15 protein-coding genes and 1 riboswitch are annotated in these 14,489 nt (G+C 65.5%); of the genes, 3 read left to right on the forward strand and 12 right to left on the reverse strand.

Annotated elements, in window-relative coordinates:
- Positions 1–20 precede the first annotated feature (20 nt).
- Together FJ039_00780 and FJ039_00785 are read left to right on the forward strand one after the other, a co-directional pair.
- Positions 21–1,787 (forward strand): ABC transporter ATP-binding protein, encoded by a 1,767-nt coding sequence (locus FJ039_00780; GenBank protein ID MBM4404709.1) that lies wholly within the window; start codon positions 21–23, stop codon positions 1,785–1,787.
- Positions 1,784–3,622, forward strand: a complete 1,839-nt coding sequence (locus tag FJ039_00785; GenBank protein MBM4404710.1) for an ABC transporter ATP-binding protein — start codon at positions 1,784–1,786, stop codon at positions 3,620–3,622. Before FJ039_00780 ends, FJ039_00785 begins: the two co-directional genes overlap by 4 nt.
- A gap of 43 nt (positions 3,623–3,665) precedes the next feature.
- Here FJ039_00785 and FJ039_00790 read toward each other — a convergent pair whose 3' ends face one another.
- The 12 genes from FJ039_00790 to FJ039_00845 form a co-directional block, all read right to left on the reverse strand.
- Complete coding sequence (locus FJ039_00790; protein ID MBM4404711.1) at positions 3,666–4,265, reverse strand: DUF192 domain-containing protein; 600 nt, start codon at positions 4,263–4,265, stop codon at positions 3,666–3,668.
- Positions 4,262–5,239, reverse strand: coding sequence for an ABC transporter substrate-binding protein (locus tag FJ039_00795; GenBank protein MBM4404712.1), 978 nt, complete (start codon positions 5,237–5,239; stop codon positions 4,262–4,264). The genes FJ039_00790 and FJ039_00795 overlap by 4 nt, the downstream gene beginning before the upstream one ends.
- Before the next feature lie 14 nt (positions 5,240–5,253).
- On the reverse strand, positions 5,254–6,090 hold the full coding sequence (locus FJ039_00800) for an ABC transporter permease (GenBank protein MBM4404713.1): 837 nt from the start codon (positions 6,088–6,090) through the stop codon (positions 5,254–5,256).
- The gene (locus tag FJ039_00805) at positions 6,087–6,869 is read right to left on the reverse strand and encodes an ABC transporter ATP-binding protein (protein ID MBM4404714.1); all 783 of its coding nucleotides are present in this window, start codon (positions 6,867–6,869) and stop codon (positions 6,087–6,089) included. The genes FJ039_00800 and FJ039_00805 overlap by 4 nt, the downstream gene beginning before the upstream one ends.
- A complete protein-coding gene (thiD, locus tag FJ039_00810; GenBank protein MBM4404715.1) occupies positions 6,866–7,687 on the reverse strand; it encodes a bifunctional hydroxymethylpyrimidine kinase/phosphomethylpyrimidine kinase in 822 nt (273 codons plus the stop codon). Before thiD ends, FJ039_00805 begins: the two co-directional genes overlap by 4 nt.
- On the reverse strand, positions 7,684–8,733 hold the full coding sequence (gene thiL / locus FJ039_00815) for a thiamine-phosphate kinase (GenBank protein MBM4404716.1): 1,050 nt from the start codon (positions 8,731–8,733) through the stop codon (positions 7,684–7,686). Before thiL ends, thiD begins: the two co-directional genes overlap by 4 nt.
- Positions 8,734–8,819: 86 nt before the next feature.
- Positions 8,820–9,476, reverse strand: a complete 657-nt coding sequence (gene thiE / locus FJ039_00820; protein MBM4404717.1) for a thiamine phosphate synthase — start codon at positions 9,474–9,476, stop codon at positions 8,820–8,822.
- Positions 9,477–9,480: 4 nt separating this feature from the next.
- Complete coding sequence (gene thiO / locus FJ039_00825) at positions 9,481–10,638, reverse strand: glycine oxidase ThiO (protein MBM4404718.1); 1,158 nt, start codon at positions 10,636–10,638, stop codon at positions 9,481–9,483.
- Positions 10,639–10,644: 6 nt separating this feature from the next.
- Positions 10,645–10,860 (reverse strand): sulfur carrier protein ThiS, encoded by a 216-nt coding sequence (gene thiS, locus FJ039_00830; protein ID MBM4404719.1) that lies wholly within the window; start codon positions 10,858–10,860, stop codon positions 10,645–10,647.
- Positions 10,857–11,495 carry a thiamine phosphate synthase gene (thiE, locus tag FJ039_00835; protein MBM4404720.1) on the reverse strand — a complete coding sequence of 213 codons (639 nt, stop codon included), beginning with the start codon at positions 11,493–11,495 and terminating at the stop codon, positions 10,857–10,859. Before thiE (FJ039_00835) ends, thiS begins: the two co-directional genes overlap by 4 nt.
- Positions 11,477–12,262 (reverse strand): thiazole synthase, encoded by a 786-nt coding sequence (locus FJ039_00840; protein ID MBM4404721.1) that lies wholly within the window; start codon positions 12,260–12,262, stop codon positions 11,477–11,479. The genes thiE (FJ039_00835) and FJ039_00840 overlap by 19 nt, the downstream gene beginning before the upstream one ends.
- A 47-nt stretch (positions 12,263–12,309) precedes the next feature.
- Positions 12,310–12,420: riboswitch (TPP riboswitch) on the reverse strand.
- 61 nt (positions 12,421–12,481) lie between these two features.
- Complete coding sequence (locus FJ039_00845; protein ID MBM4404722.1) at positions 12,482–13,897, reverse strand: hypothetical protein; 1,416 nt, start codon at positions 13,895–13,897, stop codon at positions 12,482–12,484.
- An 86-nt stretch (positions 13,898–13,983) separates the two neighbouring features.
- Between FJ039_00845 and FJ039_00850 the strand changes: the two genes are divergently transcribed.
- Positions 13,984–14,427 carry a transcriptional repressor gene (locus FJ039_00850; protein MBM4404723.1) on the forward strand — a complete coding sequence of 148 codons (444 nt, stop codon included), beginning with the start codon at positions 13,984–13,986 and terminating at the stop codon, positions 14,425–14,427.
- Positions 14,428–14,489 lie beyond the last annotated feature (62 nt).

Raw genomic sequence — 14,489 nt, forward strand, 5'->3', positions numbered from 1 at the left:
GGCTATAATAGGTAGCCTGCATGAAGACGCTTGTCCGACTTCTCGCCTTCCTCCGTCCCCATAGAGGACTCGTCGCACTGGCCTTCCTGAGCCTTTTCGGCTCGACGGTCCTCTCGCTTGCCATGCCGCGCATCCTGGGCTCCTCAATTGACCGGGTGGCGGAGCAGGGCAAGTTCAGCTACCTGGCCTACGCCGGCGTGGTTGTTATCGGCATCGCGCTCGGGCGGGGACTTTTCGCCTATTTTGAAAGTTACTTTCGCGAAGCCCTTTCCCAGCAGGTGGCCTACGATATCCGCAACACCATCTACGATAAGCTCCAGCGCTTGAGCTTCGCCTACCACGATAGGCAGCAGACGGGCCAGCTGATGTCCCGCGCGACGGCGGACGTGGAGAACGTGCGGTGGTTCGTGAACATCGGCGTGGTGCGGCTGGTGTATCTCATCCTGCTCGTCGGCGCTGTGGCGGGCATCCTCATGAGCATTGACTGGGCGCTGGCGCTGATGTGCCTCGGCTTCCTCCCCATCGTGATGGCGCGGGGCGTGCACATCTCGCGGAAGCTGCGCGTGGTCTGGAACCGGGCGCAGGAAATGACGGGCGAGCTGGGGACGCTGATGCAAGAGAGCATGGTGGGCATCAAGGTGGTGAAGGCCTTCCACCGGGCGGAGTACGAGGAGCGGAAGTTCGCCGCGAAGTCGCAGGAGCTTTCCGACGAGAACCTGCTGGCGGTGCGCGTCCAGGCGAGCAATACACCGCTGATGAACTTCCTCTTCACAGGGCTCATCGGCCTGATGCTGTGGTACGGCGGCCACCAGATCATTGACGGCAAGCTGACGCCGGGCGAGCTGACGCAATTCATCCTTTACATGGCGATGCTGCAGATGCCGGTGCGCATCACGGGCTTCCTGATCAACCTGGTGGCGCGCGCGATCTCCTCCGGCGACCGCATCTTCGAGATCTTGGACGCGAAATCGCCGGTGGAAGAGCGGCCGGGCGCGGTGGAGCTGAAGGATGTGAAAGGGCACATCGCCTTTGAGCGTGTCTCGTTCGATTACGAAGCGACGGCGCCGCTGCTGCGCGACGTTTCGGTCGAGGCGAAGCCGGGAGAAGTGGTCGCGCTCCTGGGAGCGACGGGCTCCGGCAAGACGACGCTGGTGCAGCTCCTGCCCAGGTTTTACGACGTGACGGCCGGGCGCATCACGATAGACGGGACGGACGTGCGCGATGTGACGCTGGAATCGCTGCGGCGCACGGTAGGCGTGGTGCAACAGGATATCTTCCTTTTCTCGGCGACGGCGCGGGACAACATCGCGTACGGCGCGCAGAAGGCGACGCGAGAGCAGGTGGAGTGGGCGGCGAAGATCGCACGCCTCCACGATTTCATCATGAGCCTGCCGCAGGGCTATGACACCTGGGTGGGCGAGCGCGGCATCACACTCTCCGGCGGCCAGAAGCAGCGGGTAGCCATCGCGCGGACGCTGCTGACGGATCCGCGCATCATCGTGCTGGACGATTCGACTTCCAGCGTGGACACGAAGACGGAGTTCGAGATACGGGAGGCGCTGAACCGCCTGATGCAGGGGCGCACAACATTCGTCATCGCGCAGCGCCTTTCCACGCTGAAGCACGCGAACCTGATCCTGGTGTTGAAGGACGGGCGCATCCTCCAGCGGGGCACCCACGAATCGCTCCTGCGCGAGGTGGGGCTCTACCGGGAGATCTACGAACTGCAGCTGCGCCCCCAGGAAGAGGCGGGCGCGTTGGGCGCGCCTGCAGAGGCGCGGCGATGATGCACCACGGCGGCGGCACGGGGCATGGCCACGGACACCGCCACGGGCACGGGATGATGGGGCGGCTGGGCGACGGCGACGACGAGACGCTGGGGAAGCCGTATGACCATAAGGTCGTGACAAGGCTCTTCCGCTACCTGGGCCCGTACAGGGGAAAGATGCTGGTCGCCACGATCTCGACGCTGCTCTACACCGGGTCCATCGTGGCCGTGCCGTGGCTTGTGGGCGCGGGGATCAATGAGGTGACGGCGAGCGACGGGCGCGGGCTGAACGCCATCGTGATCGCCTTCACGGCGGTGGCCCTTGCCGGATGGGCGGCGAACTACGTGCAGTTGGTGGTGATGGCGCAGATCAGCCAGGGCGTGCTGTACACCCTGCGGACGCAGATGTTCCAGCACCTGCACCGCCTCTCGCTGGGGTTCTATGACAAGAACGAGGTCGGACGGATCATGTCTCGGGTGCAGAACGACGTGCAGACGCTGCAGGAGTTCCTCTCCAGCGGCGTCCTGAGCGTCTCCGAGTTGTTCAGCCTCGCGGGTATCGCAGCGGCGATGTTTCTCCTGGACTGGCAATTGGCCCTGCTGACGCTTGCGGTTGCGCCGGTGCTCATCTGCGCCCTGATGCGGTGGCAGCTTCGCGCGCGGAATAGTTTCATCCGCGTGCGCCAGGCGATCTCCGTGGTGAACGCGGGCCTGCAGGAGAATATCTCCGGCGTGCGCGTCATCCAGAGCCTGAATCGGCAGGACGAGAACCGCCGCCGGTTCGACGCCATCAACAGGAGCCACCTGACGGCGAATCTGGACGCAGGGCGGATGTCGTCGGTGGTCCTGCCGCTGGTGGAAGTCCTGATGGCAGTGGCGCTGGCCGTGGTGATCATGTACGGCGGCAACCAGGTGCTGCACACGAAGCTCCAGCTGAGCGTCCTCGTCGCCTTCGCCCTCTACATCCAGCGCTTCTTCGACCCGATCCGCAACCTGACGATGCAGTACACGGAACTCCAGCGGGCCATGGCCTCCGGGACGCGCATCTTTGAGGTGCTGGACACGAGGCCGGAAATCACGGATGCGCCTGGCGCGACGGAGCTTTCCCAGGTGAAGGGCGAGATCCGCTTCGAGGGCGTGAGCCACAGCTATGTGCCGGATATATGGGTGCTGCAGGCTATCAACCTGCACATCAAGCCGGGCGAGACGATCGCGCTGGTGGGGCTGACGGGCGCGGGCAAGACGACGGTGACGGCGCTGATCGCGCGGTTCTATGAGGCGACTAAGGGGCGCATCACGATTGACGGGCACGACGTGCGCCAGGTGACGATGCGCTCGCTCGCCAAGCAGATCGGCATGGTGCTGCAGGACCCGTACCTCTTCTCGGCGACGGTGCGGGAGAATATCCGCTACGGCCGCCTGGAGGCGACGGATGCCGAGGTGGAGCAAGCGGCGCGGACCGTGGGGGCGCACGATTTCATCATGAGGCTGCCGAAGGGCTATGACACAGTGCTTGCGGAGCGCGGCGGCAACTTGAGCGTGGGGCAGCGGCAGCTCCTGAGTTTCGCGCGGGCGCTCCTGGCCGATCCGCGCATCCTGATGCTGGATGAGGCGACGGCGAACATTGACACGCACACGGAGGCGTTGATCCAAACGGCCCTAGGCCGGCTGTTGAAGGGCAGAACGTCGGTCGTTATCGCGCACCGGCTTTCGACGATACGAGGCGCGGACCGCATCGTGGTGCTGGAGAAGGGGCGCATCGCGGAGATGGGATCGCACCAGGAGCTCTTGGCGGAGGGGGGGCTTTATCACAAGCTCTACACGATGAACTATCAGCTGGAAGCGGGCGTGTAGTAAGCCGGGACGGCCTTAGGCCGTCCCTACCCGGGCACCGGTGCTACGGGCAGCCCGGCACGGCGACGGTGAAGCCGGAGAAGCGCACTGCATCGCCGATTCCGATCCCTTTAGCGGCGACATCGCCGGCGTTGATTTCCAGGATGTAGCGAACAGGTCGCGAGGGGCTATAGACGGGCAGGCCTGTGGCCTGATTCGGGTCGCGCGGCGGCGGGACGTTGGCAGTGAGATCGGCGACAGCGCACTTGCCGTCTATCCACACGAAATCGAGGGGGATGAGCATCCCCTTCATCCAGAAAGTGTAGAGGGCGTCTTCCTCATAGGGGAAAATCATGCCTGTGGACGGCGCAAGCTGTGGACGGCCTGAGAGGCCTTTGGCCTTCTCATCGAAGGTACGGGCGACGTCCACGCGAAATGAGGCGGCGCCAACGGTGACCACCGGCCCCTGGACGGCTGTCGCCGTTGGCGTGGCGGCGGAGGTAGGCGAAGGTGGCGCGGTTGGCGAGGCGATAGGCGTGTTCGTCGAGGGGGGAGGGCGCGTCTGCGTTGCCGTCGGCAATGGTGAAGCGCTCTCGCAGGCGGCGAGGGCCAGCCCGGCGAGAAGCAGAGCGAGAGGCAGCTTGAAGCGAGGCATCGGCGTCACTGGAGGAACTTGTTCGTCATCGTGCCGTCAATCGCGACGGGCTTTTCGACAATCTTATTGTCCACGAGGAACTGGATGAAGCTGCGCCACTTCGCCTCGTCCATGAGGCCGAAGGGCTGTGGCGCCGATCGCCAGAGCGGCACGAGGAGGCGCACGCCGCGCGTCACCAGCTCGCGGTCGGACTCCTGGCTGGCCTTGACGACGGCATTGATGGCGGCGTCCGGGTTCTGCACTGCATAGGCGTGACCCTTGGCCACGGCGCGCAGGAACTTGCGCAGGTTTTCGTCGGCGCCCCTGGCACGCTTTTCATTGACGACGAAGACGAGCTCGTTGAACTCGGGCACGCCCCAGTCCTGAAGTTTGAAGACATTCACCGGGTGGCCTTCCATCTCGGCGAGCACGGCCTCCACGTTCCAGTAGCCGCCGATGATGGCGTCAACCTGCTTGCTGATGAGGGCCTTGCTCAACTCAAAGCCTACGTTAATCATGGTTACGCTGGATGGGTTGACTCCGGCCTTGCTGAGGACGGCTTTGAGGTAGACCTCTTCCGTGGGGATGCCTGTGAAGCCGATCTTCTTGCCGCCGAGCTGGGCCGGACTGGCGATGCCCGAGCTTCTCAGCACCTGGATCGAGTTGAGGGGCGTCGGCACGATGGAGCCGATGGCGGTGATGGGCAGGCCCTCGGCGCGGGCGAGGATGACGGCGGGCTCGTAGCTGATGGCGATATCGGCGCGGTTAGCGGCAACGAACTTCGGCGGGTCCTCCGGATTGCCGGGGGCCTGGAGCTTCACTTTGAGCCCCTCTTCCTTGAAGTAGCCCTGGGCCTCAGCCGCGTAGAGGCCGGCGTGATCGGCGTTGGGGAACCAATCGAGGATGACGGTCAATTTGTCTTTGTCGTCTCCACCGCAGGCGGTCATGAGCAGGGCGGCCATGAGGAAGAGGGCGACAGCGGTGGCGAGCAAGAACTTTTTCATTGGAAGCTCCGTTCTTAGTTTTGGGCAGATGGGCGTTTGGCCCAGGGGAGAGCCTTGCGCTCGACGAAGGCGACTGCGGAGAAGAGGATGAGGCCCATGAGGGCGAGAACGACGATGGAGGCGAAGACGCGGGCCGTAAGGAACTGGGCCGAGGAATATTTGAGGAAGTAGCCCAAGCCTTCGTTCGCGCCGACCCATTCGCCGAAGATAGCGCCGATAACGCTGACGGCGGCTGCGACCTTGGCGCCGGAGAAGAAATAGGGGAGCGCCGACGGCATCTGCACGAGCTTGAAGACCTGCCAGCGCGTCGCGCCCATGGAGCGCATGAGGCTGACGAGGTCGGGGTCCACGCTGCGGATGCCGTCCACCATGTTGATGGTGATAGGAAAGAAGGTGATGAGGACGATGACGATGATCTTGGGCATGAGGCTGAAGCCGAACCAGACGACGAGGACGGGCGCGATGGCGATGACGGGGACCGCCTGGGAGGCGACGACGTAGGGGTAGAGGGCCCGTTCGGCGAGGCGCGACTGGGAGATGGCGACGGCGAGCGCCGCGCCGACGGCGAGGGCGACGGCAAAGCCGATGAGCGCCTCCTCCGCGGTCACGGCGGCGTGCCGCATGATGAGGCCGGGGCTTTCGGCGAAGGCCTGGATGACTTCCCAGGGAGACGGCAAGAGCCACTGCTTGAGCGATGAGAAATCGGCGACGGCCTGCCAGACGGCGATGGCGATGAGGCCCAGGAGAAGCGAGAGCACGTAGCCACCTGCCGCCGATGCCAGCGGCGAGGGGCGGCGCGCGGCTCCACCGGGAGCGCGGGACTTGGCAACGGCGTTGTGGACGGCGCTCATGCGGCACCCGCCAGGGCGGCGCCATCGCGGAGGGCGGCAAGGAGCGCCGCCTTGCGTGCGATGAAGTCCTGGGTCAGCACAAGGTCATAGCGGCGCGGGCGCGGCAGGGTGACGGCAAGCTCGCTCCTCACCTGGCCGGGGAGGGGCGTCATGACGTAGATGCGGTCGGAGAGGAGCAAGGCCTCGTCCATGTCATGGGTGACGAGGACGACGGTCTTGCCGAGGCGCTCCCAGAGGCTTAGGAGCCACTGGTGCATCGCCGAGCGGGTGAGGGAGTCGAGCGCGCCGAAGGGCTCGTCTAGGAGGAGCAGCTCTTTTTCAAAGAGGACGGTGCGGAGGAAGGCGGCGCGCTGGCGCATGCCGCCGGAGAGGGTGTGGGGATGGGCCGAGGCGAAGGGGCCGAGGCCGAACTCCTCGAGGAGGGGCCGCGCTTTGGCGCGGGCTTCGGCTCGAGGGACGCCTGCGATCTCCTGCGCAAGGATGACGTTATCGAGGACGGTGCGCCAGGGAACGAGGAGGTCTTTCTGCGGCATGTAGCCTGCAAGGCCGACCTGGCCCGTGACGACCGCGCTGTTCAGGAGAACGCGCCCCTCATCGGGCGGGATGAGCCCGGCGATGACGCCGAGCAGCGTGCTTTTGCCGCAGCCGCTCGGCCCGATGATGGAGACGAATTCCCCCTGGCGGACCGAGATGCTGACATTGCGAAGCGTCGGCAGCTCCCGCGTCTTTTCGACGAAGGTCTTGCTGACGCCATGAACCTGCAGCAGGGGAGTCGTCATCGCCATGTGCTCGTCGTCCCTACGAGGTGGTTCGTCGGCCCGTGGCCTTGCCCGAGCGGCGCGGCGCCGGCGATGGCCTGGGTGACGAAGGACTTGGCCCGTGTGATCGCGAGAGGCGGGCGCATGCCTTTCGCCAGCCCGGCGGTGATGGCGGCGGAGAAGGTGCAGCCTGTGCCGTGGGTGCTCTTTGTTTCGATGCGCCTGGAGCGAAGCTCCGTGAAGGACTTGCCGTCATAGACGACGTCAATGGCGTCTTGGGAGTCGGCGTGACCGCCTTTGACGACGACCCACTGCGCGCCTGAGGAGAGTAGCTCTTTTGCAGCGCGACGCATCTCTTCAGGCGTTTCCACACGCAGACCGGTGAGGGCCGCCGCCTCATGGGTATTCGGCGTGACGACGGCAGCAAGGGGCAGAAGATGCTTGCGAACGGTGGCGCGGGCCTCTTCGGTCAGGAGGGGATGGCCGCCTTTGGCGATCATCACCGGGTCAACGACGAGGTTGGGGATGCGCAGTTCCTTCACCAGTGAGGCGACGAGGCGCACGACGGCGCTTGAGGAGAGCATGCCGGTCTTTGCGGCGTCTAGTCCGATATCGCTCACGACGCTGCGCACCTGCTTTTCGATGAGCGGCAGGGGAAGCTCAAGGGCATCTTGGACGCCCAGGGTGTTCTGCGCCGTGACGGCGGTAAGGGCGCTCATGCCGTAGACGCCGAAGGCCGTGAAGGTCTTCAGGTCGGCCTGGATGCCTGCGCCGCCCCCGCTATCGGAGCCGGCGATGGTGAGCGCGCGCCTTATGGGCTGAGGCTTCCGGGGACTCATGAGGCCTTTCTTTTCGCTCGTTGCTTGGCGAAATGGTCCCACCCTGTGGGCTCAACATGCTCGCGCCTGCCGTCGGCGTGGCGCAGGAGGATGCCTTGTGCGGACGTCGTCTCGCCGATGAGAGCCACCGGCGTGCCCGTCTCTCGCCGAACGCGTTCGGTGAGGTTCCGGGCCTGCTCCTTGGGGCAGGTGAAGAGCAGTTCGTAGTCCTCGCCGCCGTGGAGGGCGATGGCGAGCGGGTCCAATCGCAGGGATCGCGCGATGGAGCGGGTGGCGGGAGCGATCGGGAGGGCCGAGGCATCGAGCGATGCGCCGATGCCGCTCGTCTCGCAGATGTGGCCGAGATCGCCAGCCAGGCCATCGCTCACGTCAATCATCGCCGTGGCGAGTCCTGAGGAGGCGATGACGCGCCCTTCGCGTATGCGCGGGGTCGGCGTGCGGTGGGCCTTCGCCAGGGGCGCGATGGCCTTTGAGGGGCGCAGGCGGCGTTCCAGGGCGATACGGCCCATGGCGGATGCGCCTACGGTACCGGTGACAAGGATGGCCTCGCCGGGCTTGGCCGCGCCGCGGCGCAGCAGCTCGACTTCAGCCATTTCGCCCAGGAGGGTGATGTCTATGATGAGCATGGCGCTGCTGGTGATGTTGCCGCCGATGATCGCCGCGCCGAAGCGCCCCAAGCCTTCGCGGAGGCCCTTGTAGAGGCCGTCCACCCAGGCGGTGGGCGTCTGCGGCGGCAGGCCGAGGGAGATGAGGGCATAAAGCGCCGTGCCACCCATGGCGGCGATGTCGCTCAGGTTCACGGCGGCGCAGCGGAGGCCGAGGTCGCGCGCGGAGGAGCGTTCTTTCACGAAGTGGCGGCCTTCCACTTGGATATCGCAGGTGGCGAGGAGGAGCTTGCCGGAGTCCTGGCGGAAGGCGGCGCAGTCATCGCCGATGCCGAGGACGAGGCGCCCGGCGGCCTTGGGGTTGCCTCCGGCGATGCGCGCGATGAGGCCGAATTCGCCGAGGGCGCCGACGGTTTTCTTTTCAATAGGATGACTAGGCATAGCGCAGACTCTGTGAGTGACGGAAGGGAAGCACCCTCTCCCTGTCCTCTCCCATCAAGGGAGAGGAGGATAAGGAGTTCGATTTGTTAGACATAGGCGCGCCTCGCCGAGCTGATGCGCTGTCGGAGGTCCGCTGCCGCGGACTTCACATCGGGCGCGGAGACGACTGCGGAGATGACGGCGACGCTATCCGCGCCGGCGCCGATGACTTCGGCGATGTGGTGCGCCTTGATGCCGCCGATGGCGATGATGGGCAATCGCGTCATCCTGCGGATGGCGGCTATGGCCTGGGGGCCGACGGGCGGGCCGGCATCGGTCTTGCTGTTGCGCGCCTCATAGATAGGGCCGATGGCGACATAGCTCGCTCCTTGGCTTTCGGCTATCGCGACCTGCTCGGGATTTTCGACGGAGACGCCGATGATCTTCTCCGGCCCAAGGAGCCTGCGAGCCGACGGGAGCGGCAGGTCGTCCTGGCCCAGGTGCACGCCATCAGCGTTCACGGCGAGGGCGATATCGGCGCGATCGTTCATGATGAAGAGGGCGCCTGCGCGGGAGGCGATCTTCCTGATGCTGAGGCCCGTGCGGTAGAGCTCCAGGGACGAGGCCTCCTTATCGCGAAGCTGAATGACGTTCGCGCCGCCTGCGATCGCCGCTTCGGCGACCTCCAGGTGACTGCGGCCCCTTGCGAGCGCGCGGTCGGTGATGACGTAGAGGCTGTAGTCCAACGTGCCCCTGGCAGCCATAGGCCTACCTTCGCGACTTGGCGAGCCTGGCGGCGCTGAATTTGCCCAGGCCACCCTTCGTTTTACCGGTGGTGACGATATCGGCGATGAGGCGCGCGGTGATGGGTGCGAGGAGGATGCCGCTGCGATAATGGCCCAAGGCTAGGGTCGCGCCATCGTTCCCTGGGGCGGGGCCGAGGATGGGAAGGTCGTCGGCGACGTTGCGAGGGCGGAGGCCAGCGCGCGAATGATGGATGGTCGTCGCGCCCACGGAGGGAAGAAGGGACTGGATGTTGGTGAGCATCGTCGCCACGCCTTTGACAGTGACTTGCTGTTCGTAGCCTGCATCGTGCTCAAGGGTGGTGCCAACCAGGGTTGTGCTATCGCCCTTGGGAACGGCGTAGGCCTCGGCGTGGAGGACGGTGCGGGAAAGGGGGCGAGGAAGCTTGTTGACGTAGACGACCTGCCCGCGCACGGGGGCCACAGGCACGTCATAGCCGAGCCACTGGCTTGCCGCGCGGCCCCACGCGCCGGTGGCGAGGACGACGGCATCGGCGGAGAGCGTCTCCTGGGGCGTGCGCACCCCGGTGACCTTCACGCCGCGCTTCATCAGGCCGACGACGGGCGTCTCTTCGCGGAAGCGCGCGCCGCGGGCGATGGCCGCCCTGCGCAGGACTTCCACGAGGCGCGAGGCGCTCAACTGCGGCTCGCCTGGAGAGTAGGCGGCGCCGCGGATGGCCGGCGAAAGGAGCGGCTCGAGGCTTTGGGCATGCTTTGCGCTCACCCACTCGACGCGCAGGCCGCGCTCGTTGCCGAAATCGGCGAGGGCGCGCAGGCGGCGCTCCTCCTCCTCAGTCTTGGCGATGCGCAGGATCCCTGAGGGAAGGCATTCGGCGGAGAGGCGGGCGATCTCCTCCGCCTCCTCAAGGAAGGGCTTGTAGATGGCGAAACTGCCGAAGCCGAGTTCGATAAGCGCGTCGTCGCACATGCTGTCGGAGAGGGGCGCGAGCATGCCTGCGGAGGCGTAGGTGGCCCCCGAGCCGAGCTGGCGCTGTTCCAGGAGCGTAACGCGAACCTTGCGCCCGGCCAGCTCGTAGGCGATGCCGCAGCCGATGACGCCGCCGCCGACGATGATGACTTCAGAGGATGGTGTCATGGAAGATTTCCTCGGGGCGTGTGCCATGTGACGCTACCCGCCGCCGACCATCTGCACGATGTCCACCACATCGCCTGCGCGAAGTGTGACGCCGGCCCATTGGTCCTTGTGGACGACCTGGCCGTTGATGCCGACGGCGATGCGCTTCCCCAGGACGCCCTTCGCTTCGAGGTAGGCGATGAGGCCCATGGAATGCTCGAGGGTTTGGGGCTTGCCGTTGACGGTCAGCGTGATCATCGCGGCGCTCACTTTGCCGCCTTTAGCGGCGCTACGGCCAGTCGCAGCTCCCTGGCGGCGCGCTGGGCATCGTAGGCACTCAGGATGGCGGAGACGACGGCGACGCCTTTCGCGCCCGCCTTCAGCACCTCGGGCGCGTTGTGCGCCGTGACGCCGCCGATGCCCAGGCACGGGATGCGCACGGCGCGGGAGATTTCGCGCATGAGCGCGAGGCCTTCGGGCGTCTTGCCCGGCTTGGAGCGCGTCTCATACAGCGTGCCGACGATGAGATAGTCGGCGCCTTGCGCCTCGGCGGTGCGCGCGGCATCCACGCTGTGGACGGAGCGGCCGATGAGCAGATTAGCCCCGGCGACGCGGCGGGCCTCCACAGTGGGCATGGAGGCCTCCGCCAGGTGGACGCCATCGGCCCCGGCGGCAATGGCGAGATCCACGCGCTCGTTGACGATGAGGAGGGCGCGGCCCGCGATGCGCGCCTTGACGGCCCTTGCCAGGGCAAAGAGTTCGCCGCCGGGCAGGTCCTTCTCGCGCACCTGGACCATGGTGACGCCGCCTGCGACGGCCGCCGCGATCTTCTCGGGCAGCAGGTCAACGCTGCAGAGCGAGCGATCGGTGACGAGGCAGAGCGGGGCTACTTGCGAATGGACCATGCGGGCACTTCCTCCTGGGGGCTGGAGGCGGAGGCGTAGGCCTTTTTGGGCATGCGCCCGGCGAAGTAGGCCTTGCGACCTGCCTCGACGCCGAGCTTCATGGCCTCGCCCATGGCGACGGGGTCTCCGGCGAGGGCGATGGCGGAGTTGATGAGCACCGCATCGGCGCCGATCTCCATGGCGAGGGCGGCGTCCGAGGGCGCGCCGAGGCCGGCGTCCACAACGACGGGGACCTTGGCCTGCTCGATGATGATCTTGATCTGCTCGAAGGTGATTATGCCTTGGCCGGAGCCGATGGGCGAGGCAAGGGGCATCACGGTGGCGGTGCCGATCTCCTCGAGGCGCTTGGCAAGGACCGGATCCGTGTTGATGTACGGCAGGACGACGAAGCCTTCCTTCACCAGGACCTTGGCCGCTTCAAGGGTGCCGATGGGATCGGGCAGGAGGTACTTTGGGTCGGGGATGACCTCCAGCTTCACCCAATCGGAGAGGCCCATGCTGCGGGCAAGCCGAGCCGTGTAGATGGCCTCTTCGGCCGTCTTGCAGCCCGCCGTGTTGGGCAGGATGGCATAGCGCTTCCAATCTATGTAGTCCAGGATGGTGCGCTCGCCGGCGGAGAAGTCTATGCGCTTGAGGGCGACGGTGACCATCTCCGCGCCGGAGGCTTCGATGGCTCGGACCATCTCGTCCATGGTGCGGTACTTGCCGGTGCCCACCATGAGCCGAGAGCGCAGGCGCTTCCCCGCGATGACTAGATCTCTATCCATACAGGCCTCCTCCGCACAAAAGAAAACACCGCTCGCGAGCGGTGTTTTGAGAGGTGGCCTATGATCCCTGCGCTGGCATTACCCAGATCAGGTTCTAGCGGTCGTCCGCCTTAGGCGGACCTCTCAGCCTGGATACCCAAGCTCCCGCGTGCAACAAACCCACTATAGGCCCGTGGCAAAGGGGTGTCAATGCGAGGTCAACAGAAGGCGATAGGAAGGCTAGTCCTGCCTTGCTTTGAACCGGTGGTACCAGACAGCGTTCTTCAGCGCGCGCGCGGCACGGTCATACGAGGGGAAGCTGGGGACGCCTCCTGCTTCGAAACGGCTTGAAATCGTCTTGATGAGCTCGGCATCGGCAACGGGCTTGGGCGAGACGGTGACGCCGACCAGCGGCTTCTTCCCGCCGCGCTCCTTCAACTTCGCCATAGCGTCAATCTGCGCATCGGCCATGCCGGCCGCGCCGCGGAAGCTGAGGATGGGCACCTGCATGACGATGACGTCAATAACCGGGTCGTCGGTGAGGATGTCCAGGATCGTATCGAGCTCTTTGCGGTTGGTGCCCAGGTCTATCGGGTTGCTGAAGCTGGCGCCGACGAGGCTGAAGAATTCGCCGAGGCGCTTATAGGACTGCTGGGAGAGGGCCGGGACGCCCATGCCCGCGTGCGCGAAGGCGTCCGTGATGGAGACGGACTGGCCGCCTGCGCCGCCCATGAGGCCGCAGCCGCTTCCCGTGAAGGGCGGCAGCTTCACCAGGGCCTTTGCCGTATCCAGGGCCTCTTCCAGGTTCCGGACCAGGATCGCGCCCGTCTGCCTGCAGGCGGCCTCCCAGACGGCTAGGGATTCGGCGAGGGAGGCGGTGTGAGACGAAGTGGCGCGCTTGCCCTCCTCCGTCTGGCCGCCCTTCCAGATGATGACGGGCTTCTTTGCCGTCGTCTCCCGGAGGAGCTTGAAGAAGCGCCTGCCGTCCTTGAGGCCTTCCACATACATGACGATAACCTGCGTTTGGGCGTCCTGGGCCATGTACTCCAGGAAGTCGGCGTTCTCCAGCACGATGCCGTTGCCGAAGCTGACCATCTTGCTGATCTTTAAGCCGAGCTCCGGCGCGGCGAGGGAGACGGAGATGCCGTGGGAGCCGCTCTGGCTGCAGAAGGCGATATTACCGCCTTCATAGACGGGCTGGCCTGGAGAGAAGCAGAGCCCCGCGCCCGGGTTATAGATGCCCATGCAGTTGGGGCCGATGAGGACCATGCCCGATTGCCTGGCCATGCCAAGGACCTTGCTCTGCATCTCCATGCCGTCGGCCGTGTGGGTCTCGGCGAAGCCGGCGGTGAACATGGTGACGCCGCCGACCTTGTGGGTGATGCAATCGGCCAGGATGCGCGGGGCCACGGAGCGCGGGACGGCGATGATGCCATAGTCCACCGGGCCGGGAACTTCGGCCAGGCTCTTGAAGTTCCGGATGCCCATGGCCTCTATGCCGGGGATCTCGTTCGGGTCTATCTGGACGGAGTAGACATTGCCCTTGAACTGCTTCTGGCTGGAGAGCCACAGGTAGTTGGCGGCCTTCTTATCGCCAAAAACGACGACGGTCTGTGGGTTAAAGACGCGGTCGAGGGCGGCATGGGAGACGGGCATTGGGGGCCTCCTGAAGGCGGGAGGATTATAGCGCAGAGGCAGACGCCCTTGACGCGCCCTGTACAATTTGAGACGAGGTCTCACTTATGCCTGCCAAGGCACACCACCCGCTCGTCGAAGAGTCCCTTAGGCGCCTGGAGGAGAAGGGCTACCGCCTTACCGGGACGCGGGAGGATGTGGCGCGCGCGGTGGCCCAGCAGGGCAGCCACTTCACGGCGGAGTTGCTCTGCGAAGCCCTGCCGCGCGTGGGGCGGGCCACGGTCTATCGCAACATCAAGCTCTTGGTGGAGATGGGATTCCTCTGCCGGGTTCTTATGGAGGACGGCGAGCTGCACTATCAGGTGAGCCACAAGGGGCACCATCATCACCTGATCTGCACCTATTGCGGCCAGTCCCAGGACCTCCTGAACTGTGACTTCCAGGGCATGTTGAAGGAGAAGGCCTCCGCCCAAGGCTTTGAGGTCGAGCGCCACACCGTGGAGCTCTACGGACGGTGCCGCACCTGCGCCAGCGAGGCGACGGCGGCCTAGCTGCGGAAGTTTTGCAAGCGAACTAGACGAGTTATCAAAAGGAGACAACGTTGAGATGAAGT

Source organism: Chloroflexota bacterium, from assembly GCA_016875535.1.
Lineage (GTDB): Bacteria > Chloroflexota > Dehalococcoidia > SHYB01 > SHYB01 > VGPF01.